Origin of the sequence: Gillisia limnaea DSM 15749, assembly GCF_000243235.1 — a bacterium.
In the GTDB taxonomy this organism is placed as follows: Bacteria; Bacteroidota; Bacteroidia; order Flavobacteriales; family Flavobacteriaceae; genus Gillisia; species Gillisia limnaea.
On the sequence record NZ_JH594606.1, the window covers coordinates 2733846 to 2758552 of the forward strand.

General features: G+C 37.9%; 21 protein-coding genes. 14 read left to right on the forward strand and 7 right to left on the reverse strand.

All coding sequences use genetic code 11. The features are described 5' to 3' along the window. Positions 1-10: 10 nt before the first annotated feature. On the reverse strand, positions 11-643 hold the full coding sequence (locus tag GILLI_RS13915) for an NAD(P)H-dependent oxidoreductase (protein ID WP_006989763.1): 633 nt from the start codon (positions 641-643) through the stop codon (positions 11-13). Positions 644-653: 10 nt separating this feature from the next. Continuing rightward, positions 654-1106, reverse strand: a complete 453-nt coding sequence (locus tag GILLI_RS13920; protein ID WP_006989764.1) for a MarR family winged helix-turn-helix transcriptional regulator — start codon at positions 1104-1106, stop codon at positions 654-656. 276 nt (positions 1107-1382) lie between these two features. Between GILLI_RS13920 and GILLI_RS13925 the strand changes: the two genes are divergently transcribed. The 3 genes from GILLI_RS13925 (at position 1383) to GILLI_RS13935 (ending at position 4235) form a co-directional block, all read left to right on the forward strand. Further along, entirely contained in the window at positions 1383-1697 is a 315-nt protein-coding gene (locus GILLI_RS13925; protein ID WP_006989765.1) for a rhodanese-like domain-containing protein, read from the forward strand. 262 nt (positions 1698-1959) lie between these two features. Further along, positions 1960-3222, forward strand: a complete 1263-nt coding sequence (locus GILLI_RS13930; protein WP_156798677.1) for a S8 family peptidase — start codon at positions 1960-1962, stop codon at positions 3220-3222. Between the two features lie 290 nt (positions 3223-3512). Further along, a complete protein-coding gene (locus tag GILLI_RS13935; protein ID WP_006989767.1) occupies positions 3513-4235 on the forward strand; it encodes a porin family protein in 723 nt (240 codons plus the stop codon). Between the two features lie 532 nt (positions 4236-4767). Here GILLI_RS13935 and pepT read toward each other — a convergent pair. Further along, complete coding sequence (pepT, locus tag GILLI_RS13940; RefSeq protein WP_006989768.1) at positions 4768-6015, reverse strand: peptidase T; 1248 nt, start codon at positions 6013-6015, stop codon at positions 4768-4770. Between the two features lie 136 nt (positions 6016-6151). On the opposite strand from pepT, the gene GILLI_RS13945 reads away from it, so the two are divergent. The 4 genes from GILLI_RS13945 to GILLI_RS13960 all read left to right on the forward strand — a co-directional run bounded on the left by GILLI_RS13945 (position 6152) and on the right by GILLI_RS13960 (position 11829). Then, the gene (locus tag GILLI_RS13945) at positions 6152-9049 is read left to right on the forward strand and encodes a TonB-dependent receptor (RefSeq protein WP_006989769.1); all 2898 of its coding nucleotides are present in this window, start codon (positions 6152-6154) and stop codon (positions 9047-9049) included. 126 nt (positions 9050-9175) lie between these two features. After that, on the forward strand, positions 9176-10198 hold the full coding sequence (locus GILLI_RS13950; protein WP_006989770.1) for a quinone-dependent dihydroorotate dehydrogenase: 1023 nt from the start codon (positions 9176-9178) through the stop codon (positions 10196-10198). 54 nt (positions 10199-10252) lie between these two features. Then, positions 10253-10870, forward strand: coding sequence for a LysE family translocator (locus tag GILLI_RS13955; RefSeq protein ID WP_006989771.1), 618 nt, complete (start codon positions 10253-10255; stop codon positions 10868-10870). 95 nt (positions 10871-10965) lie between these two features. Continuing rightward, positions 10966-11829 (forward strand): hydroxymethylglutaryl-CoA lyase, encoded by an 864-nt coding sequence (locus GILLI_RS13960; RefSeq protein WP_006989772.1) that lies wholly within the window; start codon positions 10966-10968, stop codon positions 11827-11829. Positions 11830-11943: 114 nt separating this feature from the next. Here GILLI_RS13960 and GILLI_RS13965 read toward each other — a convergent pair whose 3' ends face one another. After that, a complete protein-coding gene (locus tag GILLI_RS13965) occupies positions 11944-14175 on the reverse strand; it encodes a TonB-dependent receptor family protein (protein ID WP_006989773.1) in 2232 nt (743 codons plus the stop codon). Positions 14176-14482: 307 nt separating this feature from the next. Between GILLI_RS13965 and GILLI_RS13970 the strand changes: the two genes are divergently transcribed. The 4 genes from GILLI_RS13970 (at position 14483) to guaB (ending at position 19721) form a co-directional block, all read left to right on the forward strand. Beyond that, positions 14483-15526 carry a Fe(3+) ABC transporter substrate-binding protein gene (locus tag GILLI_RS13970; protein ID WP_006989774.1) on the forward strand — a complete coding sequence of 348 codons (1044 nt, stop codon included), beginning with the start codon at positions 14483-14485 and terminating at the stop codon, positions 15524-15526. Continuing rightward, positions 15507-17168 carry an ABC transporter permease gene (locus tag GILLI_RS13975; RefSeq protein WP_006989775.1) on the forward strand — a complete coding sequence of 554 codons (1662 nt, stop codon included), beginning with the start codon at positions 15507-15509 and terminating at the stop codon, positions 17166-17168. The genes GILLI_RS13970 and GILLI_RS13975 overlap by 20 nt, the downstream gene beginning before the upstream one ends. A gap of 9 nt (positions 17169-17177) precedes the next feature. Next, positions 17178-18167, forward strand: a complete 990-nt coding sequence (locus GILLI_RS13980; protein ID WP_006989776.1) for an ABC transporter ATP-binding protein — start codon at positions 17178-17180, stop codon at positions 18165-18167. 81 nt (positions 18168-18248) lie between these two features. Next, positions 18249-19721 (forward strand): IMP dehydrogenase, encoded by a 1473-nt coding sequence (guaB, locus tag GILLI_RS13985; protein WP_006989777.1) that lies wholly within the window; start codon positions 18249-18251, stop codon positions 19719-19721. A 74-nt stretch (positions 19722-19795) separates the two neighbouring features. Here guaB and GILLI_RS13990 read toward each other — a convergent pair whose 3' ends face one another. The 3 genes from GILLI_RS13990 to GILLI_RS14000 all read right to left on the reverse strand — a co-directional run bounded on the left by GILLI_RS13990 (position 19796) and on the right by GILLI_RS14000 (position 21074). After that, entirely contained in the window at positions 19796-20305 is a 510-nt protein-coding gene (locus GILLI_RS13990; protein ID WP_006989778.1) for an OmpH/Skp family outer membrane protein, read from the reverse strand. 73 nt (positions 20306-20378) lie between these two features. Further along, a complete protein-coding gene (locus GILLI_RS13995; protein ID WP_006989779.1) occupies positions 20379-20618 on the reverse strand; it encodes a hypothetical protein in 240 nt (79 codons plus the stop codon). Positions 20619-20621: 3 nt separating this feature from the next. After that, positions 20622-21074 carry an SRPBCC family protein gene (locus tag GILLI_RS14000; RefSeq protein ID WP_006989780.1) on the reverse strand — a complete coding sequence of 151 codons (453 nt, stop codon included), beginning with the start codon at positions 21072-21074 and terminating at the stop codon, positions 20622-20624. 185 nt (positions 21075-21259) lie between these two features. Here GILLI_RS14000 and GILLI_RS14005 point away from each other — a divergent pair, with 185 nt between their 5' ends. Genes GILLI_RS14005 through GILLI_RS14015 form a run of 3 tightly spaced genes read left to right on the forward strand, consistent with a single transcriptional unit; the run spans position 21260 to position 24496 of the window. Further along, positions 21260-22117, forward strand: a complete 858-nt coding sequence (locus GILLI_RS14005; RefSeq protein WP_006989782.1) for a hypothetical protein — start codon at positions 21260-21262, stop codon at positions 22115-22117. Continuing rightward, on the forward strand, positions 22080-23537 hold the full coding sequence (locus GILLI_RS14010) for a peptidylprolyl isomerase (RefSeq protein WP_006989783.1): 1458 nt from the start codon (positions 22080-22082) through the stop codon (positions 23535-23537). The genes GILLI_RS14005 and GILLI_RS14010 overlap by 38 nt, the downstream gene beginning before the upstream one ends. Positions 23538-23542: 5 nt before the next feature. Beyond that, entirely contained in the window at positions 23543-24496 is a 954-nt protein-coding gene (locus GILLI_RS14015) for an AAA family ATPase (protein WP_006989784.1), read from the forward strand. The last annotated feature ends 211 nt before the right edge of the window (positions 24497-24707 follow it).

Below are 24707 nucleotides of genomic sequence, written 5' to 3' on the forward strand. Positions count from 1 at the left end.
TTTAAGTGGTTTATAATCTATTAAATAATTCTTCTTTGCTTTTTCTTACTTTAACGGCGTGTTGAAGTTGATCTTCCTCGCTTCTGTATCCTATGGTTGCAACTACTGCGGTTGTGAGACCTTTTTCTTTAAGGCCAAGGATTTCGTCAAATTTATCTGCTTCAAAACCTTCCATTGGGCAGGCATCAATTTTAAAATTTGCTGCAGCAGACAGCAGGTTTCCCAGCGCTATATACGTTTGATTTGCTGCCCACTGGTTTTTCTCCTCCGGACTAAATTTTAAAACTGTGTTATCCAGCATTTCTTCTAACCCGGCAAGATCCTTTCTTTTGGTTGTTCTCGTTTTAGCTATATTATCCAGGTAGCCATCTACATAGGATTTATCAATTTCGGCTAAATTGGCAAAGACCAAAAGGTGGGAAGCATCTGTAATTTGTGGTTGATCAAATGCTGCAGATTGCAATTTGTTGCGGAGTTCGGCATTTTTGATTACAAAGATTTCATAGGGTTGCAGGCCATATGAGGATGCTGAAAGTTGGATGGCTTCCAATAATTCCTCGAGGTCTTCTTCCGAAACCTTTTTAGAAGTGTCGAATATTTTAGTGGCATAACGCCAGTTTAGTGTTTCAATATAATTTTTCATAGGTGTCTTCTTAGTGTCTTAATTGTTGTAGTAAGTCAGTCATTTTTTCCATCTCATCAGGCTGGAGGTTATTAGTGATTGCATTTTCAGCATTATCTACCACAGGATCTATTCTTGTTAAAAGATTCATCCCTTGTTGCGTAATACTGATTTCGACCTTACGCCTGTTTTCCTCACAAATTATCCTTTCTACAAGTCCTTTAAGAATTAATTTGTCCACTAACCGTGTTGTATTACTCATCTTGCTCACCATGCGTTCCTGTATCGTGCTAAGATTTGCAGGTTTTCCTTTTTGACCTCTTAATATTCTCAAGACATTAAATTGCGGAATACTAATGTCGAAAGGTTTTAAGGCCTCCCCAATCTGGTCATTTATTTGGTTTGCTGTATAAAGCAAACTAATAAGCAACCTTCTAGAAGGAGGTAGTTGGCCGGAGGTTTTTATTTGATCTTCAATATTCATTTGTATCTACAACATTTGTATGTACAAATATAAGAGGTTTAATTGATCTAAAATTTAAAGGTTTGTTAAATTTTAGAGCTCCACAGCTTTGGGCAAATTACCCTCTCCAGTAGAATTATTTCAACGCTGATCTCTAGGAGATTCAGGGAATCGTTTTCCTTTTCTATAATGAGTTTATGCCAAGGTAGATTTTAACTACTTTTTGGATTTAATCCAAAGTTGCTTTGCCTTATATTTACAATTATTAAAAATCATTGAAAATTTTAAAGCCATATTATGAAAAATCTAACTCAGGAACAATGGAAAGAATCTTTGGAAAAAGATGAAAATGCATATTTACTAGATGTAAGAACAGAAGAAGAATTTATTGAGGGCTATATTCCGGAAGCTACCAATTTGGATATTCACAAAGGGCAGGAATTTTTAGATGAGCTTGGGAAGCTGGATAAATCTAAAAACTATTTTGTGTATTGCCGGTCCGGTGCCCGAAGTGCTCAAGCTTGCGCGCTTATGAATCAACAAGGAATTGAGAACGCTTATAATTTGATGGGCGGGATAACCGAATGGGAGGGTGAAATAACTCATCAATAGCCGCAGCCCAACTTTAAGTTCTTGAAGTATGAATGAAAAAAAAAGCAGGAGAACAATAACTTTCTTACTATGAGAATGTTAAAGTTTGAGTTTATTCAAAACTTTAACATCTCTTTTGTAAGGCACAGTGTCTTTTGGATTGAAAGATATTTCTTACGAAAATTGGACAAGAGCAAATGTTATTAACAACCTGTAAATTTTAATTTGTCGTAATTAAGTTTAGATTTGAGAAACCATTAACAATTTAACTAAAACTTATTTTATGATGTTAAGATTAAACCTAAAAGTGGGTGCGGCTGCCTTAGTTGCTTCTGCATTTCTTTTCTCCTGTACTCAGGACGAAAAAACTTCTCAGGAAGAAGCTGCATTTACAGAGCTTGATTCCAATTTTGATTCCCAGGCTATAGATGGCCAGTATATTGTGGTTTACCGCGATAGCGCCATTGAAGATGTAGGGGCCAAGTATCCTGACAATTATTCAAAAGCACAGGAGGCTATGGCACAACAAACAAAAAGAATCCTTGCTGAAGCCTCAATTTCGGATGCTGAAATTGTAAATGTTTACAGTAGAACAGTAAATGGAGCTACCTTAAAATTATCTAAAGCTCAGGTTGAGCAATTAAAAGGTAAAAAAGAGGTGAAATACATTGAACAAGACAGAATTGTAATGTTCGCTCCCCCATGTGGAACCCCAAAGGGAGGTCCTTGTGAAGATCCAGGAACTCCGGATCCTACAGATCCAGGAACCTCGACGCAGGAAACTCCTTATGGTATTTTAAGAGTTAACGGAGCTACAAGTTATACAGGAACAAATGTTGCCTGGATAGTTGACTCTGGAGTGGATTTGGATCACCCAGATCTAAATGTAGATGCTTCCCGCGGATTTAATGCCTTTACCTCTGGCAAAGATGGTAATTCAACTGATGACGGGAATGGTCATGGTACTCACGTTGCAGGAACAATCGCTGCCATAAACAATACTATTGGAGTAATAGGAGTTGCTCCTGGAGCAACTGTAATTCCGATTAAAGTTTTAGATAGTCGTGGGAGTGGGTCATATTCTGGTGTAATTGCAGGTGTAGATCACGTAGGTGCAAATGGAAAAAGTGGCGATGTGGCCAATATGAGTTTAGGTGGACCTGTTTCCCAGGCTTTGGATGATGCGGTTCTTGCAGCTTCTAACAAAGGTATTAAATTTGCCCTTGCAGCAGGAAACGAAAGTGCTGATGCCAATAATAGTTCTCCAGCCCGTGTAAATGGTGCTAATATTGTTACTATTTCGGCCATGAATTCAAGCGATAGTTGGGCTAGTTTCTCTAATTACGGGAATCCTCCTGTAGATTATGCAGCTCCGGGTGTATCTATAAAGTCTACCTGGAAAGGTGGTGGTTATAACACAATTAGCGGTACTTCAATGGCTTCTCCTCATGCGGCCGGTGTTTTATTGCTAGGTGCAGCCAGTACAGACGGAACTGTGAAAAACGATCCCGATGGTAACCCGGATCCTATTATAGTTCATTTGTAATAAAATATTTACAACTTAAAAGGTTGTTTTAAATGTGATTGTAAATTGTTAGTGCTATTTTTTTTGACTCATTTTTGAGATTAAATTTGAAGTAGTTTACTAATTCGGAAACTCCGGATTGGTGGCAATTTATCAAGACATTTGAGGCAATCTTTTTTTAATTAAACCAAATCGGATCTATTCGATATAATTTTTTTAAATAACAGGCGTTAAAAGCTTAGGAAACACCTTTGATTTATTTTTTAAAATAATATATTTACCCCAGTCATTGAATTGAAACAATTCCATTTATGAATAAAAAACTGCTATCCCTCTTTGTATGCTTCCTTGCTGTTAATGCTTCTCTACTTCATGCTCAGGAATTTTCTATAGGTTTAAAAGGAGGAATCAATAAAACGTACGGAGGAGAAATTGTGGGTATAGATTCAGGTCTCCCAACGGAATATACAAGCGAAACATTTACCGCAGATGGAGAAATTGGATTTCATGGGGGAATCTGGACTCAGGTTAATTTCGGAAAATTCTTTATTAGGCCGGAGATCGTCTATTCTAAGCTTGAATCAAGATTTGATTTTCCTCAGGGGCCTACCTTATATGAGGTAGAGGAATTGAGTGTTCCCGTTTTGGTTGGGTATAACATTTTTGGACCTCTTGATATTTATGCTGGTCCTGCGTATAAAAATATAATGGATGCAACAATTGAAAGATTAGAACCTTTGAATGATCCACCACAGGTAGTAGTCCAGAACACCCCTTTTTCTGCACAAATAGGTGCGAAAGTGCAATTTGGAAGTTTCGGACTGGATGTTCGTTATGACCGTGCTTTGTCTTCAAAAGAATTTCAGGGACCGGTTGATTTTGTATCCGATAGAGCTAATTTTGATATTCCGGTAATGAACAGAGCGGTAATAGAAGACGCAAGGCTTGATCAAATAATTGTAAGTTTAACAGTGAAATTATTTGACACCGCAAATAAAGACAGAAGACGAAGAGGCGGAAATTGTTATTTCTAAATTTTAATTATAGTTTAAAACAAAGGAGCGATTTTTAATCGCTCCTTGTTTTTTTAGCAGTTTTTTCCGGTATCATTTGAACATTTACCTTCCTTAATAAGCAGGGTAATTTTGCAGTCGTTTAAATTTTGTTTCAACGCTCTGGATCTGTCATATTTGCTGAATATTCCCTTTTTTTACCACCTGGACAAAAAAATGCTTCTCTTAAATGCTTGGATTTTTCAAATTGATCCAGCAGTAGTCCAGGAATGAGGCTCTCTTTTTTTTAAGTGATTTTATAACCTTCCCATTTTTGGCGAGTTAGATGCTATCCTTAATATATTTGGAAAATACTTCAGTTTGAATTACATCATCTTTTATGAAGTATAATTTTTCTAAGCGCCTTGGTTTCCCCCTACCAGCACGTACACCGGACCTCCCTAATTGATTGTATCGGTTTAACGGAGTATGGCAATTCTCGAATGAGCTTCAGCTGGCCCACAATGGATTTGCATCAATAGATTGATCTACTGTGGTTATGATTTTCGACATTTTATCGTTCCTTGTATTTTTCAGAAGTGATCTCTGCAATTTTAACAATTACTGCAACAGCTTTTTGAATGCTCTCCACAGGAACATATTCGTATCTTCCATGGAAATTATGCCCACCCGCAAAAATATTAGGGCAGGGTAGCCCCATATAACTCAGTTGAGCCCCATCGGTTCCACCGCGAATAGGTTTAATGATAGGAAGAATATTTAAAGCTTTCATAGCTTTTTCCGCAATATCCACAATGTGCATCACCGGTTCTATTTTTTCCCGCATATTGGAATATTGATCTTTTATTTCGATCTTGATTACTTCTCTCTCATATTGAGAATTGATCTCCGAAACAAGATCCCGCATCATGTCCTTTCTGGCCTCAAAATGCTCTTTATCGTGGTCTCTAATGATGTATTCGAGTTGGGTTTCTTCTACATCGCCCTGTATGTCCGAAAGATGGAAGAAGCCTTGTCTATCTTCGGTGTGTTCAGGTGTTTCCAGTCTGGGCAATGAATTGATGAAATCCTGTGCAATATATATGCTATTTATCATTTTATCCTTAGCATACCCCGGATGAACCATTTTACCTTTCACATAAATTTTTGCAGAAGCCGCATTGAAATTCTCAAACTCCAGTTCCCCAACCTGGCTTCCATCCATGGTATAGGCCCATTTCGCTCCAAATTTATCTACATCGAATTTATGAGCTCCTCTCCCTATTTCCTCATCAGGTGTAAATCCTACCCTTATTTTACCATGCGGGATATCCGGATTATTGATGAGATATTCCATCGCCGAGATAATTTCTGTAATTCCTGCTTTATCATCGGCTCCCAGAAGGGTGGTGCCATCTGTTGTGATTAGGGTTTGTCCTTTGTATTGTAAGAGATCTTCAAAATAATTAGGAGAAAGTACAATGTCCAGTTCTTTGTTAAGTAGAATATCCTTTCCATCATAATTTTCTATTATTTGCGGATTTACATCAGTGCCGGAGAAATCTGGCGAAGTATCAAAATGTGAAATAAAACCAATGACAGGAACCTTATGAGCAATATTGGCGGGTAATGTAGCCATGATATAGGCATTTTCATCAATCTCAACATCCTGCATTCCTATTTGTTTAAGTTCCGAAACCAATTTATTGGCTAGATTCCATTGTTTTTTGGTACTGGGAGTTTCAGAAGAATTTGGATCGCTTTGAGTATCGATTTTTATATAGCTAATAAACCGATTTATGAGTACATCCTTAGATATCATATTCTAAATTTTTTATAGTTAATATTCAAATATTGGTAAAAAAAGGTAAATACCAGCAAATTCTGGGACAATGGAGGTTTTTTTTACATAATTTTAAGTTAACTTTAGCGTAACTAATTAAAAAAAATGTGAAGTTATGAAGAATTTTTACGTATTTATCTGCCTCCTTTTTTTAGGATGGCATGCTCAGGGACAAATTCAGCAAGTTTCTGGAACAGTGGTAGATGAACAATCTCAACCCCTTCCCGGGGTATCTGTTGCTATAAAAGGCACCAATCAGGGAACTATAACAGATTTTGATGGGAATTATTCCCTGGAGGCGAATTTAGGGCAAACCCTTGTTTTTACTTTCGTGGGTTTTGATCCCCGGGAAGTGGTGATTGATCGTGCTGAAATTAACGTAACGTTGGTTTCCGGAATGGCGCTTAGTGAAGTGGTGCTGGTAGGTTCCAGAAATCGAAACAGGACTGTTGTTGAATCTACAGTTCCCATTGATGTATTAGATATCAAAGAACTGGCTACAGCAGTACCTCAGGTAAACTTAAACCAGATGCTTAATTATGTAGCACCTTCTTTTACCTCGAACACCCAAACTATATCAGATGGTACAGATCATATAGACCCTGCATCCCTAAGAGGTCTTGGCCCAGATCAGGTTCTTGTATTGATCAATGGGAAAAGACGTCACAATTCTTCACTGGTTAATGTGAACGGAACTTTTGGAAGAGGAAGCGTGGGAACGGATTTAAATGCCATTCCAGCCGCAGCTATTTCCAGAATTGAGGTATTAAGAGATGGTGCAGCAGCACAGTATGGATCGGATGCTATTGCCGGGGTAATTAACATCGTGCTTAGACAGGATATCAATGAATTAAATCTAAATGTCACTACAGGTGCCAATTTTACTGAAAATGCTAATGATCAAACCGGGGGAATTGATGGAGAAACTGTCAATGTCGCTGCCAGTTATGGAATAGGGTTAGGTGAAAAAGGTGGATTTATTAATTTTTCAGGAGATTTTGATTTCAGAGAGGATTATAGCAGAATGAATGAATTTGAAGCTCAAATATTCAATGGTTACAACGCTATTGAAAGAGTTGCTGCGGGTGCCGGTGCGGATATTGCAAGTTTAACAAATGATCAAATTCAGCAATTTGCTCAAAATGTATCTTATTTTTCTCCACAGCTCAAAGAAGATATTAGAAATGCTCCAGACAGGGCAACCTTACAAACTCTTTTACGATTTGATAACACCAATGATGAAATTGCTGTAAGAGGCCAGGAGAGAAGTGATTACAATATGAGGGTAGGGCAATCTGCCTTAAGAGGTGGCCGGTTCTTTGCCAATTTGTCCTTGCCTCTGGATGATGATGGAACTGAATTATATGCATTTTCAGGGATGAGCTCCCGTCGTGGAAATTCCGCAGGTTTCTATCGCCAACCTCACGAATCAAGAGCATACACTCCCATTTATATCAACGGATTTTTACCGGAGATCAATTCCAAGATCAACGATAAATCGCTTGCGGCAGGGATTAAAGGAAAAATAGGAGACTGGGATGTTGATTTCAGTAATACCTGGGGTAAAAACGAATTCCTTTATTTAATTACGAATACTTCAAATGCTTCGCTGCAACGAGCAAGTCCTACCAATTTTGATGCCGGTGGCTTCTCTTTTGCCCAAAACACAACCAATCTAGATGTATCTCAATTTTATGATGAAGTTTTTGCAGGTTTGAATGTGGCCTTTGGTGCCGAATACAGATTTGAGAATTACCAGATTGAAGCGGGAGAAAGAGCTTCTTATGAACAGTATACTCAGGGAGGTGACCCTATTATCCGGGCAGATCAAGTGGCCGCTCAGGATTTCTTTGGAAGAGGAAGACCTGGTGGGTCTCAAGTGTTTCCGGGTTTTAGTCCAGCCAATGAGCTATCAAGAGAAAGAAGCAGTATTGCCGGCTATTTTGACCTGGAAGCTGATGTTACTGAAAGATTTTTACTAACGTTTGCGACCCGATTTGAAAATTATTCGGATTTTGGATCTACTATCAATTTTAAGGTATCATCACGGTTTAAACTTACAGATAACGTAAATCTTAGGGGAGCTGCTAATACAGGGTTTAGAGCGCCATCTTTACATCAGTTAAACTTCAATTCTACGTCCACAATTTTCGGAAATAATGGTCAACCACAGGAAGTTGGAACTTTTTCCAATGATAGTCGTGCAGCACAGCTTCTGGGAATTCCCCAACTAAAAGAGGAGACATCAAAAAGTTTAAGTGTTGGATTTACTGCTCAAATTCCAGATGCAAACCTCTCCTTAACAGTAGATGGTTATTTTGTAGCCATTGATGACAGGATAGTATATACGGGACAATTTAGAGGACCGGGTACCGGAACAGAACTAGATAACCTTTTGCGACAGGCTAATGCTACAGCTGCATCTTTCTTTTCTAATGCCATAGATACAGAATCTAAAGGTTTGGATATGGTACTTACTCACAGCGCGATCTTTGGAAACAATGTGCGGTTAAAATCTGATCTTGCGGCCACCTTATCAAAAACCAAAAAGGTAGGTGATATTAAAGCATCTCCAGAATTGGAAAGGGCGGGATTGGTAGATACCTATTTTCCTGAAGACAGTCGGGTTTATTTAGAAGAAGCCGTACCACGAACAAAAGTCAATTTATCTAATAGTTTAACTTTAAATAAATTCAACGTCTTTTTGAGAAACGTGTATTTTGGAGAGGTAACAGAAGCCAGCAATATAATAGCCAATCAGCAGGTTTTTAGTTCTAAAGTGGTAACCGATCTATCTTTAGGCTACAAAGCTACCGAGGCTTTAACTTTAACAATAGGAGCAAATAATATATTTGATATATATCCAGATAGAGCCGCTCAGGATTTACAGCCTAATGAGCCAGGGAATCAAAATAACCGAAGTGATGGAAGGTTTGATTGGTCTCGTAGAGCACAGCAGTTTGGAATTGGAGGAAGATTCTTATTTGCAAGGGTTAGTTTTACACTGAAATAATAAAAATAATGATCTCTAAAAAGGGCAGTCTTCGGACTGCTTTTTTTTTGCCTATTTAATTGAATCTATAGGTTTAAAAGAATCGCATTCCCCAAATTAATCTATTTTTGTAGAAATTCAGGTTATATGTATAAATCTTTAATCAGGCCCTTATTCTTTAAATTTGATCCCGAACAAATTCATTATTTCACCTTCGATCTTTTAAGAAATCTTTTTAAAATCCCAGGCCTTTCCTGGTTGATAAAAAAGCAATTTCATATTGAAGACCGGCGGCTTGAACGAGAAGTTTTCGGTTTAAAATTTAAAAATCCCGTAGGCCTGGCTGCTGGATTTGATAAGGATGCTAAACTTTATAAGGAACTGGATCAATTAGGATTTGGATTTGTGGAAATTGGGACCGTTACCCCAAAGCCACAACCCGGAAATGAAAAGAAAAGATTGTTCCGATTAAAGGAAGACGAAGCAATTATCAACCGGATGGGTTTCAATAATGAAGGAGTAGAAGCAGCTGTTGCAAGGCTTCGATTCAATAAAAATGTATTGATAGGTGGGAACATCGGGAAAAATAAGATCACGCCCAATGAGGAAGCGGTAAACGACTATCTCATCTGTTTCAATGCCTTATTTGAATTTGTAGATTATTTTGTGGTAAATGTGAGCTCCCCAAATACCCCTAATTTGAGAGAACTTCAGGATAAAAAACCCCTCACAGATCTTTTAAATACCCTTCAAAGTAGAAATATGCAGATGAAAGTTCAGAAGCCAATTCTGCTTAAAATTGCACCCGATCTTAGCGATTCCCAACTGCTCGATATCATTGATATCATTAAGGAAACAGGTATTGCTGGGGTAATCGCCACAAATACTACTATTTCCAGAGAAGGGTTGAAGTCTGATAACCAAAATGAAATAGGCGGACTAAGCGGTAAACCTTTAAAAAACCGTTCTACGGAAGTGATCAAATTCCTTTCAGAAAAAAGCGATAAAGCCTTTCCTATTATTGGGGTAGGAGGGATACATTCGGCTGAAGATGCCTTGGAGAAACTAAATGCTGGCGCAAGTCTCGTCCAGCTATATACCGGTTTTATTTATGAAGGACCTGGTTTGATAAAGGAAATCAATAAAAAGATCCTGGAGCAAAAGAAATAAATCAGAACCAAATATCAAACATTTGATCATGCTTCAATCCAAATCATCGCCTGAATGCTGGAACAACTATTTCCCTTTTTAACCGCTTCAATTTTACTAACAATTTCTCCCGGACCCGATATTATCTACGTGATGGTACAGGGAATTGCCAATGGGAAAAAGCACGGATTGATTACCGCACTGGGTTTGGCTACCGGTTTAATAATTCACACCAGTCTCGTGGCTTTTGGGGTGTCGGCAATAATTAAAAATTCTGAAACACTCTTTTTCATTATTAAACTTTTTGGTTCTATTTATCTATTTTATCTCGCCTGGAAGGTTTTTAGAAGTGATCCTAAAATCGCGTATTCTGCAGAAGGAATAAAATCGAAATCCCTGCTTTCCCTTTTTAAGCAAGGTTTTGTAATGAATGTGCTTAATCCTAAAGTAACTATATTTTTCCTCGCTTTTTTTCCCGGTTTTCTTTGGGAGCCAAACGGGAACACGGTAATTCAATTTTATATGCTGGGTGCTATTTTTATGCTTTTAACCATTTTTATTTTTGGAAGTGTAGCCTTGCTCGCCGGAAAGATTTCCACTTATCTTAAAAAACATCAGCACTCAGGTCTTGTTTTAAAATGGCTACAAATAGCGGTTTTTATAGGAATTGCAACATTTATATTGTTTCATTAAGTTAAATGAAATGGTATTTTCTTCAGAATTTTTATTGAAAAGAGAGCTTTCCTTCCACCTTTGGGGGTTAGGGGGCTTTTACTATCTTTGGGGCTATGGATAAGATCAAGCTTATAGAATGCCCCAGAGATGCCATGCAAGGCATCAAAACTTTTATTCCTACCCAAAAGAAAATACAATTTATCCAGGCTATTTTAAGATGTGGCTTTGATACCATAGATTTTGGCAGTTTTGTTTCCCCTAAGGCGATTCCACAAATGGCAGACACAGCAGAGGTGTTGGCAGGCCTGGATCTTTCAGCTACTCAAAGTAAACTTTTAGCCATTGTAGCAAATACACGAGGAGCTCAGGATGCTGCAAAGCACCCAGAAATTCAGTATTTGGGTTATCCATTTTCTATTTCTGAAAATTTTCAGATGCGGAACACTCATAAAACAATAGCAGAATCTGTTGAAACGCTCCGGGAGATCCTTGAAATTGCAAATGCTACCGATAAAGAAGTAGTAGCCTATCTTTCCATGGGATTTGGAAATCCTTATGGAGATCCCTGGAGTGTTGAGATAGTTGGAGAATGGACAGAAAAATTATCCGGAATGGGAGTGAAGATCTTATCGCTTTCAGATACCATAGGAAGTTCATCTCCGGAGGTAATTCAGTATCTTTTTTCAAATTTGATCCCAAAATATCCTGAAATAGAATTTGGTGCTCATTTGCATACTACACCAACCACCTGGTATGAGAAAATAGATGCTGCTTATAAAGCTGGCTGCCGGAGATATGATGGGGCAATACAGGGATTTGGCGGCTGTCCTATGGCAAAAGATGAATTGACAGGAAACATGCCAACCGAAAAAATGATTTCTTATTTCACTTCAAGGAAAGCAGAAACCAATATTAAAATGACCAGTTTTGAATCCTCTTACAACGAGGCTACAAAAATATTTGGAGCCTACCATTAATTCAAACCTCTAAAAACGAACTAATACTTCAATAGAAATAAAGCCAAAAAAGCCACAGATTTAATAGTAAATCCGTGGCTTTTTTGGCTTTATTAGTTCTCTTTTAGTGAATGTCTAAAATTGAAAATTCAATCCAAGATAGGCTCCAAAAGGATGACCGGGTCTTAATCCAGATGGTACTCTTGCTACTGCATATTCATTATCCAGGGCATTTATAACATTTCCGGTAAAGCTTAAGTAGGAGGTAAGATGATAATTTGCTGCAACATCTATGATGAAATTGGAATCCACACGCTCGTTATTAGAGATGTCACCGCTTCCGGCCATAGTTCTAAATTCTCCCATATATCTTCCGTTTAAATTCACACTAAATTTAGAATGCTCCAATCCAATTCCAACATTGAACTGATGATTTGGGATATAGGGCATTTCATCCCCTGCATTAATTTCTCCCCAAATCCCCTCGCCACTTGCAAAGCTGTTTTGGAACTCTGTATTCGTATAAGTGTAGGAGATATTCAGTGGTAATCTAAATTGACTGCTTCTTCTTTCCAAAAGATCGTAATTCAAAAGAAATTCAATTCCTTTAACCTCTACTTCTCCTGCGTTGAACTGTTCCAAAGTCCCTGTTCCGCCGGTTGCTGCCAGGTCACTTCCCAAAAGGTTGCTGTAATCATTATAAAAACCTACCAGTTCTCCTTGTAAACCGGCCACATTAAATCTGGAACCAAGTTCATAATTTATACTCTCTTCAGGATCTTCGCCCGTGCTGTTTCCCGGTGGGGAAAAACCTTTATGAACCCCTCCAAATAAAGATACTCTGTTGTCAAACTTGTAGTTGAATCCTACGCCAGGGATAAATATATCCACTTTATTCTCTTTGGTTTTTAAATCTGTTCCCGAACGGGTCACATCATTTTTCCCAAAATCTTCCTGGGCTAAAGTGATATTTTCATAGCGGATTCCCGGAGTGAACGTCCAGTTATTAAATTTGATTCTATACATAGCAAAAGTAGCAAGGGCTTTAGCATTGCTTATCCTGTTGGCATCTGTTCCTGGTGTTCCAGCAGTGGTTAAATTCATAATTCCATTGTTGATATTGTAAGCATCTACCCACTGGAAACGGTCTTCCTCATCATAATGATATCTCAAACCAACTTCAATATCATGAAATACATTTCCGGTAGTCCAGTGGTAGTCTAATTTGGTTTGTACACCTTTAGAAACGTATTCCCTGTTGTTATTTTTTAAAATCAAAGCATTTGCTCCAGAATTGATTCTCCCGGTAACTATGGCAAAGGCATCCGGGAAGTTTGATGGATTATCAAGAAGGTTGGAAATGCCCACCTTTCCTTCTGCAGAAACAACATCGTTTAATTTATACCAGTTTCGGCTAAATTCATTGAGATATCCGGTTGTGGTTATTCTGAAATAATCACTAAAACTCAGGGTATGAGTAGCCATAAGTTGAAGGTGATCTGCATTCATTTGATCTTTTTGTGAACCAGAATACCTTCTGAAGGGGTTTTCATTGAAATCATTTTCGGTTAAACCCAAATAAGTTTCATCAGAGGTTTCATCTGAATATTGAAATTTCAAATCAAGGGCTTGTCCAACCTTAGCATCAGGATTTGTATTTACCCTAAATTTTGCAACGATATCGTCTTTATTAAATCCAGTATCCCCGCCGGAATCCAGGTCCTTAAACCCATCAGATCGATAATTTTGATATTCTACAAGATACCCTATATTTTTATGCGAATTCCCGGCTTTTGCGTGCAGGTTAGAGGTATTAAAACTTCCATAATTAGCAAACAAAGAGCCGGAGAAATCCGTAGGGATTTGGGAGGAAATAAAATTGATAGCTCCTCCTGTGGTATTAGGGCCATATTGAATCTGGCTGCTTCCCTTTAAAATCTCTACGGCCTCCATTCTGGCTACCGAAGGGAAATAATAGGCCGCTGGAGCGCTATATGGTGCCGGCGCGATTAAAACCCCGTCTTCCATCAAGGTGATTTTCGAACTGCGTTCAGGAGATGTCCCTCTTAAACTAATGTTGGGGCGTAGTCCAAACCCATCCTCTTCATAAAAATTCACCCCGGGAACCTGGCCCAGGACGCGATTTATATTTGTATACCGGTGTTCTTTTAGTTCTTCCGAAGAAAGGTAATATGCAGAACCGGTTCGATTTTCTACTTCAAATTTACTTCCTAGAAGAACTTTTGCTGAAATAATTACCTCATTTAAGGTTTCTACAGAATCTTTAGATTTTTTAACTTTTTGTTCTTGTGCCTGAAAAGTAATTGATGCCATCCCTAAAATGGCAACGAATAAACATCGTCTCATCTTTATTTAATTAAGGTTTTTAATTTAGATTGATTTTAGATAACGACGCAAAAGTAAATCGCTTTTATGTTTCAGGCAAGCTTATTTAGACTTAATTTAAATAAAAAAATGAAACTATTTCATTATTAATCCTTTACAGTTAGAATTTAAGTTTTGTTGAATGCTATTGGGTTTAAGCATCTTATTTCTTTTTTTATCACATTGAAATAATCAGGTAAATATTAAATTTTATCGCTCATTATTTGGCGTTTTTTAATTTAAACCTATTCTAAATAGTTATATTTGCTTTTCTAAAAAAAGTAAGAAAATGAAGAAACTTATATTTTTAATTGCACTTGTAGCATTTAGTGCCTGTAAAAATGACACAAATAAAAACGGATCATCTTCAGAAAGTGAAGAAAATGTAGTGAATGTATACACTCACAGGCATTATGCTGCAGATCAATTGTTATTCAAACAATTTGAAGAAACCACTCGTATAAAAGTTAATGTAATTAATGCCAGTGCAGATGAACTGATTCAAAAAATGACTATTGAAGGAGCGCAATCCCCTGCAGATGTATTGATAACTGTGGACGCTGGAAGGCTAACCCGGGCAAAGGATCAAAATTTATTGCAACCTATTGAGTCTGATGTTTTAAACCGAATAATTGCACCTCACCTGAAAGATTCTGAGAACTATTGGTTTGGCTTAACAAAAAGAGCGCGGATAATAGCATATTCAAAGGAAAGAGTAGACAGCACCGATCTCTCAACCTACGAGGATCTTGCAAGCGATAAATGGAAAGGAAAGATACTTATACGTTCTTCAGAGAATATTTACAATCAATCTCTTCTGGCTTCTCTTATCGTACATAATGGTGAGAAGGAGGCCACGAAGTGGACAGAGGCCATGGTTAAAAATATGGCCCGAAGCCCAAAAGGAAATGATCGTGATCAGGTAAAAGCCGTAGTTGGAGGGGAGGGAGATATTGCCGTCGTAAATACGTACTATATTGGGAATATGCTAAATTCAACTAATCCGGAAGAAGTTAAGGCTGCAGAAGCTGTTGGAATATTTTTTCCAAATCAGGAGGGTCGTGGGGCTCATATCAATGTAAGTGGAGCGGGAGTTGCGCGCTATGCACCAAATAAAGAAAATGCGATTAAATTTATAGAATTCCTTATTTCCAAGGAGGCACAGGAAGTTTTTGCCAATTCAAATTATGAATATCCGGTAAATCCTATTGTAAAACCCGCACCGCTTTTGCAGCAATGGGGTGAATTTAAAGAAGATTCTTTAACGCTCTCCAAGCTTGGCGAGTTCAACAAAAAAGCGGTATTGACTTTTGATGAAGCAGGCTGGAAGTAAAAATATTTTTTCCTTTAAATATAGATTAAAACGATTAAAGCGGGATAGTAATAAGTGGGCCATATTCACTTTGCTTATTCTGTTTTTAATTGTTTTGCCTATAGTTTCCATAGGCGTTAAACTTTTCTCGGGTCCTGGAGAGACCTGGAGCCATATTGTGGACAACCTGCTTCTGGATTACCTTGGGAATTCTCTGTTTCTTATTTTTGCCTGTGGGGCAATTGTATTGCTTTTTGGGGTTTCAACAGCCTGGCTTGTGGCTAGATATGAGTTTCCTCTAAGAAAACAAATGGAATGGTTGCTTATTTTGCCCCTTGCTATTCCGGGGTATATTGTGGCCTATGCCTATGCCGGTATCTTTGATTATGGAGGGACACTTCAATTAATTCTGGAAGCTGTAGGACTGGAATTTGTTCGGTTTGACATTATGAACAAAAGTGGTTTAGCCTTTGTCCTAGGAATATCCCTTTTCCCTTATGTATATGTTAGTTCAAGAGCTTTCTTTTTAAACCAGGCCAACAGTCTTATGGAAGCATCAGAAATGCTTGGCGTGGGGCCGGTAAAAACATTCTTTAAATTAATGCTCCCAATGGCCAGGCCTGCAATTGTAGCCGGGCTCATCCTGGTATTGATGGAAGTTTTAAATGATTATGGTGCAGCAAAATATTTTGGGGTGAATACTTTTACCACAGGGATTTTTAGATCCTGGTTTTCACTGGAAGAACCGGAAACCGCCGTTTATCTCTCAGCCCTTTTAATAGTGATAGTTTTCACTTTAATCCTTCTGGAAAAATTTCAGCGTAGAAAATTGCGCTTCAACAGCAACCGGGATAACAATATGCGCATTTACAGGAAAAAGGTGAGTCCAAAAAATCAACTTATCATTTTTTTAGCAGTTTTACTGCCCGTTGTACTGGGATTTTTACTTCCTGTAGCCCAATTGATCTATTGGGCCACACTTACCTATGAAAATGTTTTTAACCTTTCTTTTCTTACGATATCGGTTCAAAGTTTTGGAATCGCGCTTTTAACCGCATTTGTATCTGTGATTATTGCTGTAATTTTAATATTTTTCTCCAAATGGAGCCGACTTGGATTCGTTAAAAATATAGCCAAACTAGGTGTTCTGGGATATGCAATTCCGGGAGCTGTGGTTGCAATAGGAATAATGATTCCAACGATTTTTATCGATAGATGGCTTATTGATGTAATGGATTATCTATTCAATGTTGATTTGGGACTCATCCTTACAGGTACGCTTGTGGCCCTTATCTATGCGTATGTTGTGCGGTTTCTTGCGGTGGCTTACAACCCAATAGAATCTACGGCGCTTAAGGTGAGCAATGCCATTCCCGATTCCTCCAATATGCTGGGAGTAGGAAATCTTCGTACCTTTTTTAAAATAGAATTTCCGCTTATAAGAACGGGAATTGCAAGTGCTTTTATACTTGTTTTTATCGATGTTTTAAAAGAATTACCTTTAACATTAATACTCAAACCTTTTCATGTGAATACGCTCGCGGTGAAAGCATATGAGTACGCCAGCGACGAAATGGTTATGGAAGCTGCTATCCCGTCCTTATTCATTATAGTTACCGTGATGCTTCCTGTCATATTTTTGAATAGATTACTTATAAAATAATAGTTGGTTATGCTCGATATCGAATCGCTTTCAAAAAGCTTTGACAAAGGAAAAAGTTTTGCCCTGAAGAATGTTTCTTTTCATCTTAAGGAAGGAGACGTTTGTGCTTTGGTTGGAGAAAGCGGAAGCGGTAAAACGACCTTAGTTCGGCTTATCGCAGGATTGGAGACACCCGATGCGGGGGTTATTCGGCTTAATGGGGAAGTGGTCTCTTCCCTGAATAATTTCGTCCCACCGGAAAAGCGTAAAGTAGGCCTGGTATTTCAGGATTATGCACTCTTTCCTCATATGACGTTGTTTAAAAATGTTCTTTACGGAATTTCAAAGGAAAAAAATAAAAACCAACGGGCCCAGGAAGTCCTAAATCTTGTTGGCTTGGGAGGGATGAAGGATCGCTATCCGCATCAGCTTTCCGGAGGGCAGCAGCAAAGAGTTGCATTGGCAAGAGCGCTGGCACCAAATCCCGCTTTACTTATATTAGATGAACCCTTTAGTAACCTGGATGCGATGTTGAGGATGCAGCTTCGGAATGAGATCTTCGAAATTGTTAAAGCAACCGGGGTTACTGCTATTTTCGTCACTCATGATACTCAGGATGCATTAGCTGTTGCAGATGAGATATTAATTCTCCAGCGTGGTGAATTAATTCAGAAGGATGAGGCGGCAAATTTATATACAAAACCAAATTCCATTTATGTGGCTTCGTTGTTTGGAAATACAATTCAGCTAAGTCATGAACTTCAGTCAGCTTTTAAATGTCCGCTTAATCCTGAATGTTCTCACGCCATACGAAATGAGAATTTCGCCATTAATAATGAAGAATGTGAACATGTTACCCATGCCCAGGTGATAAAACGAACTTTTTTAGGCCATGATACCCAATTGTTGTTGAAGCTGGACAGCGGGCAAAAAATTTCGGTACTCACAAAAGACAGGAATGTAGCCGATTTGATTAAGATAGGTTTCAATTCAAAAGATGTGTTGGAGTTCAATAGCTAATCAGATTAATCTAATTGAAAAGTAAATTCCACAATTGCATTAAAAATTGTATATTTGCACGCAATTAAATCTTTAATTGCTATGATTGCACATGAATCCAAAATTTTAGGGGAAGCACTAACATACGATGACGTATTATTGGTTCCTGCTTATTCTGAAATATTGCCCAGGGATGTAAGTATTCGCTCCAAATTCACAAGAAATATTCCTATTAATGTTCCAATTGTATCCGCAGCTATGGATACAGTGACCGAGAGTAAAATGGCGATCGCCATGGCGCGGGAAGGTGGAATTGGTGTTCTACATAAAAACATGTCTATTGAAGAGCAGGCTTTGAAAGTGCGAAAGGTAAAACGTGCAGAAAGCGGAATGATCATAGATCCGGTAACACTGCCAATTACTGCTACTGTACAAGATGCCAAAAGCAGTATGAAGGAGCACAGTATTGGAGGAATTCCCATTATTGATAAAGAAGGGAAACTCCTTGGAATAGTTACCAACAGGGATTTGCGTTTTGAAAAAGAGAGCAATAGGCCCATATCTGAAGTCATGACTTCCAAAAATCTGGTAACGGTTTCTGAGGGTACTTCTCTTGAAGATGCAGAAGGGATTCTTCAGCAATATAAAATTGAAAAACTTCCGGTAGTAAATTCTGAAGAGATACTCGTAGGATTAATAACTTTTAGGGATATTACCAAACTTACCCAAAAGCCCGTAGCCAATAAAGATTCTTACGGAAGATTACGTGTAGCTGCAGCGCTGGGAGTTACTGCCGATATTGTTGAGCGTGCATCGGCGCTTGTAAATGCGGGTGTAGATGCCGTAATAATTGATACAGCACACGGCCATACCAAAGGAGTGGTAGAGGTGTTAAAAAAGATAAAATCAAAGTTCCCGGATCTTGATGTGATTGTGGGAAATATTGCTACCGGAGAAGCTGCCAAATATTTGGTAGATGCAGGAGCAGATGCTGTAAAAGTAGGGATAGGACCGGGTTCAATTTGTACCACCCGGGTTGTTGCAGGGGTAGGTTTTCCTCAGTTCTCTGCAGTATTAGAAGTTGCAGCAGCAATAAAAGGCAGCGGCGTTCCTGTAATTGCCGATGGGGGAATTCGTTACACAGGAGATATTCCAAAAGCCATCGCTGCGGGAGCAGATTGTGTGATGCTGGGATCCCTTCTTGCCGGGACTAAGGAATCTCCCGGTGAAACTATAATTTTTGAAGGAAGAAAATTCAAATCGTATAGGGGTATGGGATCTGTGGAGGCTATGAAACAAGGTTCTAAAGACAGGTATTTTCAGGATGTAGAAGATGATATCCGGAAATTGGTTCCCGAAGGAATTGTTGGGAGGGTGCCTTACAAAGGTGATCTGGAAGAAAGCATCTTTCAGTTTGTTGGCGGATTAAGAGCCGGTATGGGATATTGCGGGGCAAAGGACATCGCAACACTTCAGGAAAAGGGTAAATTTATAAAAATCACCTCTTCCGGAATTCATGAAAGCCATCCGCATGATGTGACGATAACCAACGAATCACCAAATTACAGCAGATAAAATTTTAGGAAACAGCATAAAATGGAAAAGCCGGTAAAGAAATTTCTTTACCGGCTTTTCCATTTTATAGGTAGTTATTCTTTTACGGTAATACCTAATTTTTTAATCACCGCATCGGTAATATCATATTTTTCATCGGCATACGCAAGTCCGTTTGCACTGGTGTTTAAAATTTGAGTATAAGCTTGCTCCGTTATGATAGCTTTCATAGCCTCATCAATTTTCAAGTAGAGCGGCTGGGTAAGTTCATTATTTCTCATTTGCATAAGAACTGAAGCTTTCTGTCTGAAATTTTTAATTTCATTTTCCAGCGTTATAATTTCATCTTCTTTGCTTTGTTTTTCTTCCTCATTAAAAGTATCAGCGTTGGTTTGGTAAGCAGCAATCAATTCTTCATATTGCTTTACTGTGGATTGCAAATTCTCCTGAAGCTCTGTATTGTAAGTCTTCATTCCTTCTTCAACCTTCACCATTTCAGGCATTTGTTGTAGGATGAAATCGGCATCTATAGTGCCTACCTTTGTTTGTGCTTGTAGAGAAGTTCCTGTAATAAGGATTACAAGAACTAAAATTATATTTTTCATGTTTGTTTGATTTTCAGCAAATATATAGGAGCAAATTAAATAAACAGGAAATTTTTCACCAAAAAAATAAATTTTAAGTATATACAGTGGCTCGATGAGGTTTTAAAATGTCTCTAAATTTTTTCATATCACTTTCCGGGACCACCCAAAAAGCTAAAGAATGTATGTCTGAAATTCGCTCTACACCTGTGATGTTGAGCATATCCAATGCTTCAGTTTTTATAAAATCCTTTAAATGAATTTCGTGATGTTCAGCGGTTTTATTTGAATCTGGCCCTCTAAAGTCCCAAATCAGTTTTATTTGTCTTTCCATTTTTTAATTGTTCTTTACGCTTTTCCCTTCTTCAGCAAAAGCTTTAAAATCTTTCATGAATTGAAGGGATTGCTTTTTAAAAGTTCCGGGCATTAATTTTCCTATCAATTTCATAAAACCCGAAAACTGGAATTCACTATAGGAGACCCAACGGGTTGAAGTGCCGGACTCCTCTTCGAAATAATTTTTCTGAATATTATAAAGCCCTTTGGTTTCGTAGGTGGTATGAAGTTCTTTTGGAAGATTGCTTTTGATAATGGTTTCAATCATTTCAATTTCCCGCCCATTCATGATATAAATCAGTTTACTGCGGGATCCCTCCTTCCCTGGGGTTCCTGTAACGTGTTTATAGGAAATAAAGCCTTTTTGCCAAAATTTGAAGTTTTCTGGTTTTTCCATTTTGCTTATTACTTCTTCCCTGGGAAGCCGGATAATAATTTCCTGACTGTACTTCATAATGGTTCTATTTTTGCTAGGAACTAATATAGTTAAGTAATTTAAGATTTTATTATAATTTCTTTAATTTGAAATCGTTTAAGCTTATACCTTGTGGAAGGTTCCAGAATTCTTATTTTTGCCGCACTATTAGCTGTTTTGGTTTTTACAAGCATTAGGCTAATAATTTTAATTTTATCGATTTAATGGGGAACTATAAATTTATAATACTACTGTTTCTACCTTTATTTTTTTCAGGTTGCGATTACTTTAAAGAATCAGAGGAACGTGAGATATTGGCGAGGGTAAATGACAGTTATCTTTATAAAGAAGATATTCAGGCATTGATAAGTGAAGATATCTCTCCGGAAGATAGCACCCTGATAGTTTCCAATTTTATTACGCGCTGGGCTACGCAGCAATTATTGATAGATAAGGCAAAGTTTAATTTAAGCCAGACTCAACAACAGGAGTTTGATGAACTTGTTAAGAATTATAAAAACGAGCTATACACAAAAGCCTATGCAGATGCTTTGGTAGCAAAGCAACTGGATACCGCATTTAATCTGGATGAAATCGAAAGTTATTATCAGGAACATCTGGAAAATTTTAGGTTGAATGAGGATTTGGTGAAATTGAGATTTATCAATCTCGATAAGAACAGCCTGGATTTTCAGGAAATGAAGAAGAAGTTTGTCCGGTTTAATGATAAGGATAAAGAAGATCTGGATAGAATAGCACTTCAGTTTAAAGGGTATTCCTTTAATGATTCTGTTTGGGTAAGTACCCGTTCGGTTTATGAAAGAATTGGACCTTTAAACGATGGGAACAAATCCCAATTATTAAAAAAATCCAATTTTCTTGAGCTCGAAGATTCATTAGAAGTATATTTGGTGTATGTAAACGATGTTTTGTTAAGAAATGATCAGGCTCCTCTGGAATATGCAACTTCCACGATCAAGCAGATAATCCTTAACAGGCGAAAAGCCGATTTGGTTAAAGAATTAGAAAAAGATATAACAAGAGATGCAATTGAAAACAAACAATTTGAAATTTATAATTAACAGCATTGCTGTTTTATTTATAGTATTTGGTCTGGGAAATTCTGGATTTGCCCAGGAGGTTATTGTAACAGATAGTACGGCCATAAAACCTAAATCTGAAATAGCAGAAGTTAAAGTTATTCCCGGAAGTGGGGAGCGGGTAAAAGTGGATGGGATCGCAGCCGTTGTTGGAGGATATGTGGTTTTGGACAGCGATATAGAGCTTATGTATAAAGATCTAAAAAGCCAGGGGGTTTCTACTGCCGATGTTAACGACTGCCAGTTAGCCGGAAGTTTATTGGAAAATAAACTTTATGCACACCATGCCATTCAGGATAGTATTATTGTTGCCGATGCTGAGATAGGAAATATGGTAGACCAGCAGATATCCCAAATGGTAGGGCAAATTGGTTCTATGGAAAAGGTATTGAATTTTTATAAAAGAGATACTGAAGATGATTTTAGAAAGGAATTATTTGATATCAATAAGCAACGTGAATTGTCATCAAGAATGCAACAAAAAATCGTTGAAGATGTAGAAATTACTCCGGATGAAGTAAGAGCTTATTTTGAGGAAATCCCGGAAGAAGAACGCCCGTTTTTTGGCGACGAGGTAGAAATAGCTCAAATAGTTATTAAACCTGAGATCCCTCAAAGTGAGAAGCAAAAAGTTATAGACCGCCTGAATGATTTTCGGGATGATGTTGTTGAAAATGGAGCTAGTTTTTCTACAAAAGCCGTGCTGTATTCACAAGATCCCGGATCTGCTTCTGATGGTGGCAAAATGGTAATTACACGTAAAGATGGTCTGGATAAAGAATTTAAAGATACCGCATTTAGTTTGCAGGAAGGCGAAGTAAGTGAGCCTTTTGCATCCATGTTTGGGTACCATATTATTAAAGTGGAACGTGTTGTTGGACAAAATCTGGAAATAAGACATATCCTGTTGATCCCGGATGTAACAAGTTCTACAGTAGAAAATGCTAAAAAGGAAATTGACAGTATAAGATTTCAAATTGTAAATAAAGAGATCACCTTTGAAAAAGCAGCTGAAAATTTTTCAGATGAAGAACAAACCGCTACGAACAAAGGGAAACTTATTAATCCAACTACTGGGGACACGAGGTTTGAATTAACCAAAATAGATCCCGAAATTTATGATCAGGTTGTTAATTTAGAAGAAGGAGAAGTTTCACTAATACTTTCTGATCAGGATAGAACGGGGAGATCTTTTTTCAAATTGATAACTGTTAATAAACGCTACCCAGAGCATAAAGCCAATTTCGCACAGGATTACATGAAAATTAAAGATCTGGCATTAAGGCAAAAACAATTGAATGTCATCGCAGATTGGATGGATGAAAAAATTGCAGATACCTATATAAAAATTAACGGAAAATTCCGTAATTGTGAATATAGTAGTAACTGGTTGAAAAATTAATTACAATGTCTGATGTAGCCGCGGTAGGATCTCTGGTTGAAAAGCACAAACAGCTTAAGCAGGAAATTGCTAAAGTAATTGTTGGACAGGAGGAAGTGGTGAATCAAATTTTACTTTCTATCTATTCCGGCGGTCACGCATTGTTAATAGGTGTGCCAGGCTTGGCAAAAACCTTGATGGTAAATACTATTGCACAGGCGTTAGGGCTTGATTTTAAAAGAATTCAATTCACTCCGGATTTAATGCCGAGCGATATATTAGGATCTGAAATTTTAGATGAAAACCGGCACTTTAAGTTTATTAAAGGGCCGGTTTTTGCAAATATCATCCTTGCAGATGAGATCAATCGTACTCCTCCAAAAACCCAGGCAGCAATGCTGGAAGCTATGCAGGAACGGGCGGTAACTGTTGCAGGAAATCACTATAAATTAAGCCAGCCTTATTTTGTGCTGGCAACTCAAAATCCTATTGAACAGGAGGGAACCTATCCCTTGCCGGAAGCACAACTGGACAGATTCATGTTCGCCATTCATTTAGATTATCCCTCTTTTGAGGAAGAAGTGGATGTTGTGAAGAAAACAACTTCTGGTTTTGATGTAAAGGTGAATCCAATGTTCACTGCAAATGATATTATTGAGATCCAGCAATTGATACGCCGGGTTCCGGTTCCAGATAACGTGGTGGAATACGCTGTCAATCTGGTGGGGAAAACCAGGCCTCAGGGCGCTACTGCTCCGGAGATCATCAAAAACTATGTAGATTGGGGGGCTGGTCCAAGAGCTTCACAAAATCTTGTTTTGGCTGCAAAAGCACACGCTATAATAAATGGTAAATTCTCCCCCGATATTGAAAATATCCAGGCTGTAGCTATTGGAATTCTTCGGCACAGGATCATCAAAAATTATAAAGCAGAAGCAGAAGGCATTTCCGAAGAAGATATCATCAGGAAGTTGTTTTAAAACTTAAAATCTTCTATCTTGAAGTATGATTAAAAAATTACTTCAATATAAGATAGTTGCTTCAGTTATATTTTTCCTTCTTTGGATTTCCGCCTTATTGCTTCAAGCAAAAGAAATAGAAACCGCTATAAACGAAATCTTTTACTGGTTTGTTGTTTTAGCAATAGTTCTATTTTGGCTTCTCATCCTTATTGATATTATCAAATCCAGG

Coding starts and splice junctions, on each gene's coding strand:
- GILLI_RS13915 (WP_006989763.1), bottom strand. CDS start 643: ATGAAAAATTATATTGAAACACTAAACTGGCGTTATGCCACTAAAATA.
- GILLI_RS13920 (WP_006989764.1), bottom strand. CDS start 1,106: ATGAATATTGAAGATCAAATAAAAACCTCCGGCCAACTACCTCCTTCT.
- GILLI_RS13925 (WP_006989765.1), top strand. CDS start 1,383: ATGAAAAATCTAACTCAGGAACAATGGAAAGAATCTTTGGAAAAAGAT.
- GILLI_RS13930 (WP_156798677.1), top strand. CDS start 1,960: ATGATGTTAAGATTAAACCTAAAAGTGGGTGCGGCTGCCTTAGTTGCT.
- GILLI_RS13935 (WP_006989767.1), top strand. CDS start 3,513: ATGAATAAAAAACTGCTATCCCTCTTTGTATGCTTCCTTGCTGTTAAT.
- pepT (WP_006989768.1), bottom strand. CDS start 6,015: ATGATATCTAAGGATGTACTCATAAATCGGTTTATTAGCTATATAAAA.
- GILLI_RS13945 (WP_006989769.1), top strand. CDS start 6,152: ATGAAGAATTTTTACGTATTTATCTGCCTCCTTTTTTTAGGATGGCAT.
- GILLI_RS13950 (WP_006989770.1), top strand. CDS start 9,176: ATGTATAAATCTTTAATCAGGCCCTTATTCTTTAAATTTGATCCCGAA.
- GILLI_RS13955 (WP_006989771.1), top strand. CDS start 10,253: ATGCTGGAACAACTATTTCCCTTTTTAACCGCTTCAATTTTACTAACA.
- GILLI_RS13960 (WP_006989772.1), top strand. CDS start 10,966: ATGGATAAGATCAAGCTTATAGAATGCCCCAGAGATGCCATGCAAGGC.
- GILLI_RS13965 (WP_006989773.1), bottom strand. CDS start 14,175: ATGAGACGATGTTTATTCGTTGCCATTTTAGGGATGGCATCAATTACT.
- GILLI_RS13970 (WP_006989774.1), top strand. CDS start 14,483: ATGAAGAAACTTATATTTTTAATTGCACTTGTAGCATTTAGTGCCTGT.
- GILLI_RS13975 (WP_006989775.1), top strand. CDS start 15,507: ATGAAGCAGGCTGGAAGTAAAAATATTTTTTCCTTTAAATATAGATTA.
- GILLI_RS13980 (WP_006989776.1), top strand. CDS start 17,178: ATGCTCGATATCGAATCGCTTTCAAAAAGCTTTGACAAAGGAAAAAGT.
- guaB (WP_006989777.1), top strand. CDS start 18,249: ATGATTGCACATGAATCCAAAATTTTAGGGGAAGCACTAACATACGAT.
- GILLI_RS13990 (WP_006989778.1), bottom strand. CDS start 20,305: ATGAAAAATATAATTTTAGTTCTTGTAATCCTTATTACAGGAACTTCT.
- GILLI_RS13995 (WP_006989779.1), bottom strand. CDS start 20,618: ATGGAAAGACAAATAAAACTGATTTGGGACTTTAGAGGGCCAGATTCA.
- GILLI_RS14000 (WP_006989780.1), bottom strand. CDS start 21,074: ATGAAGTACAGTCAGGAAATTATTATCCGGCTTCCCAGGGAAGAAGTA.
- GILLI_RS14005 (WP_006989782.1), top strand. CDS start 21,260: ATGGGGAACTATAAATTTATAATACTACTGTTTCTACCTTTATTTTTT.
- GILLI_RS14010 (WP_006989783.1), top strand. CDS start 22,080: ATGCAATTGAAAACAAACAATTTGAAATTTATAATTAACAGCATTGCT.
- GILLI_RS14015 (WP_006989784.1), top strand. CDS start 23,543: ATGTCTGATGTAGCCGCGGTAGGATCTCTGGTTGAAAAGCACAAACAG.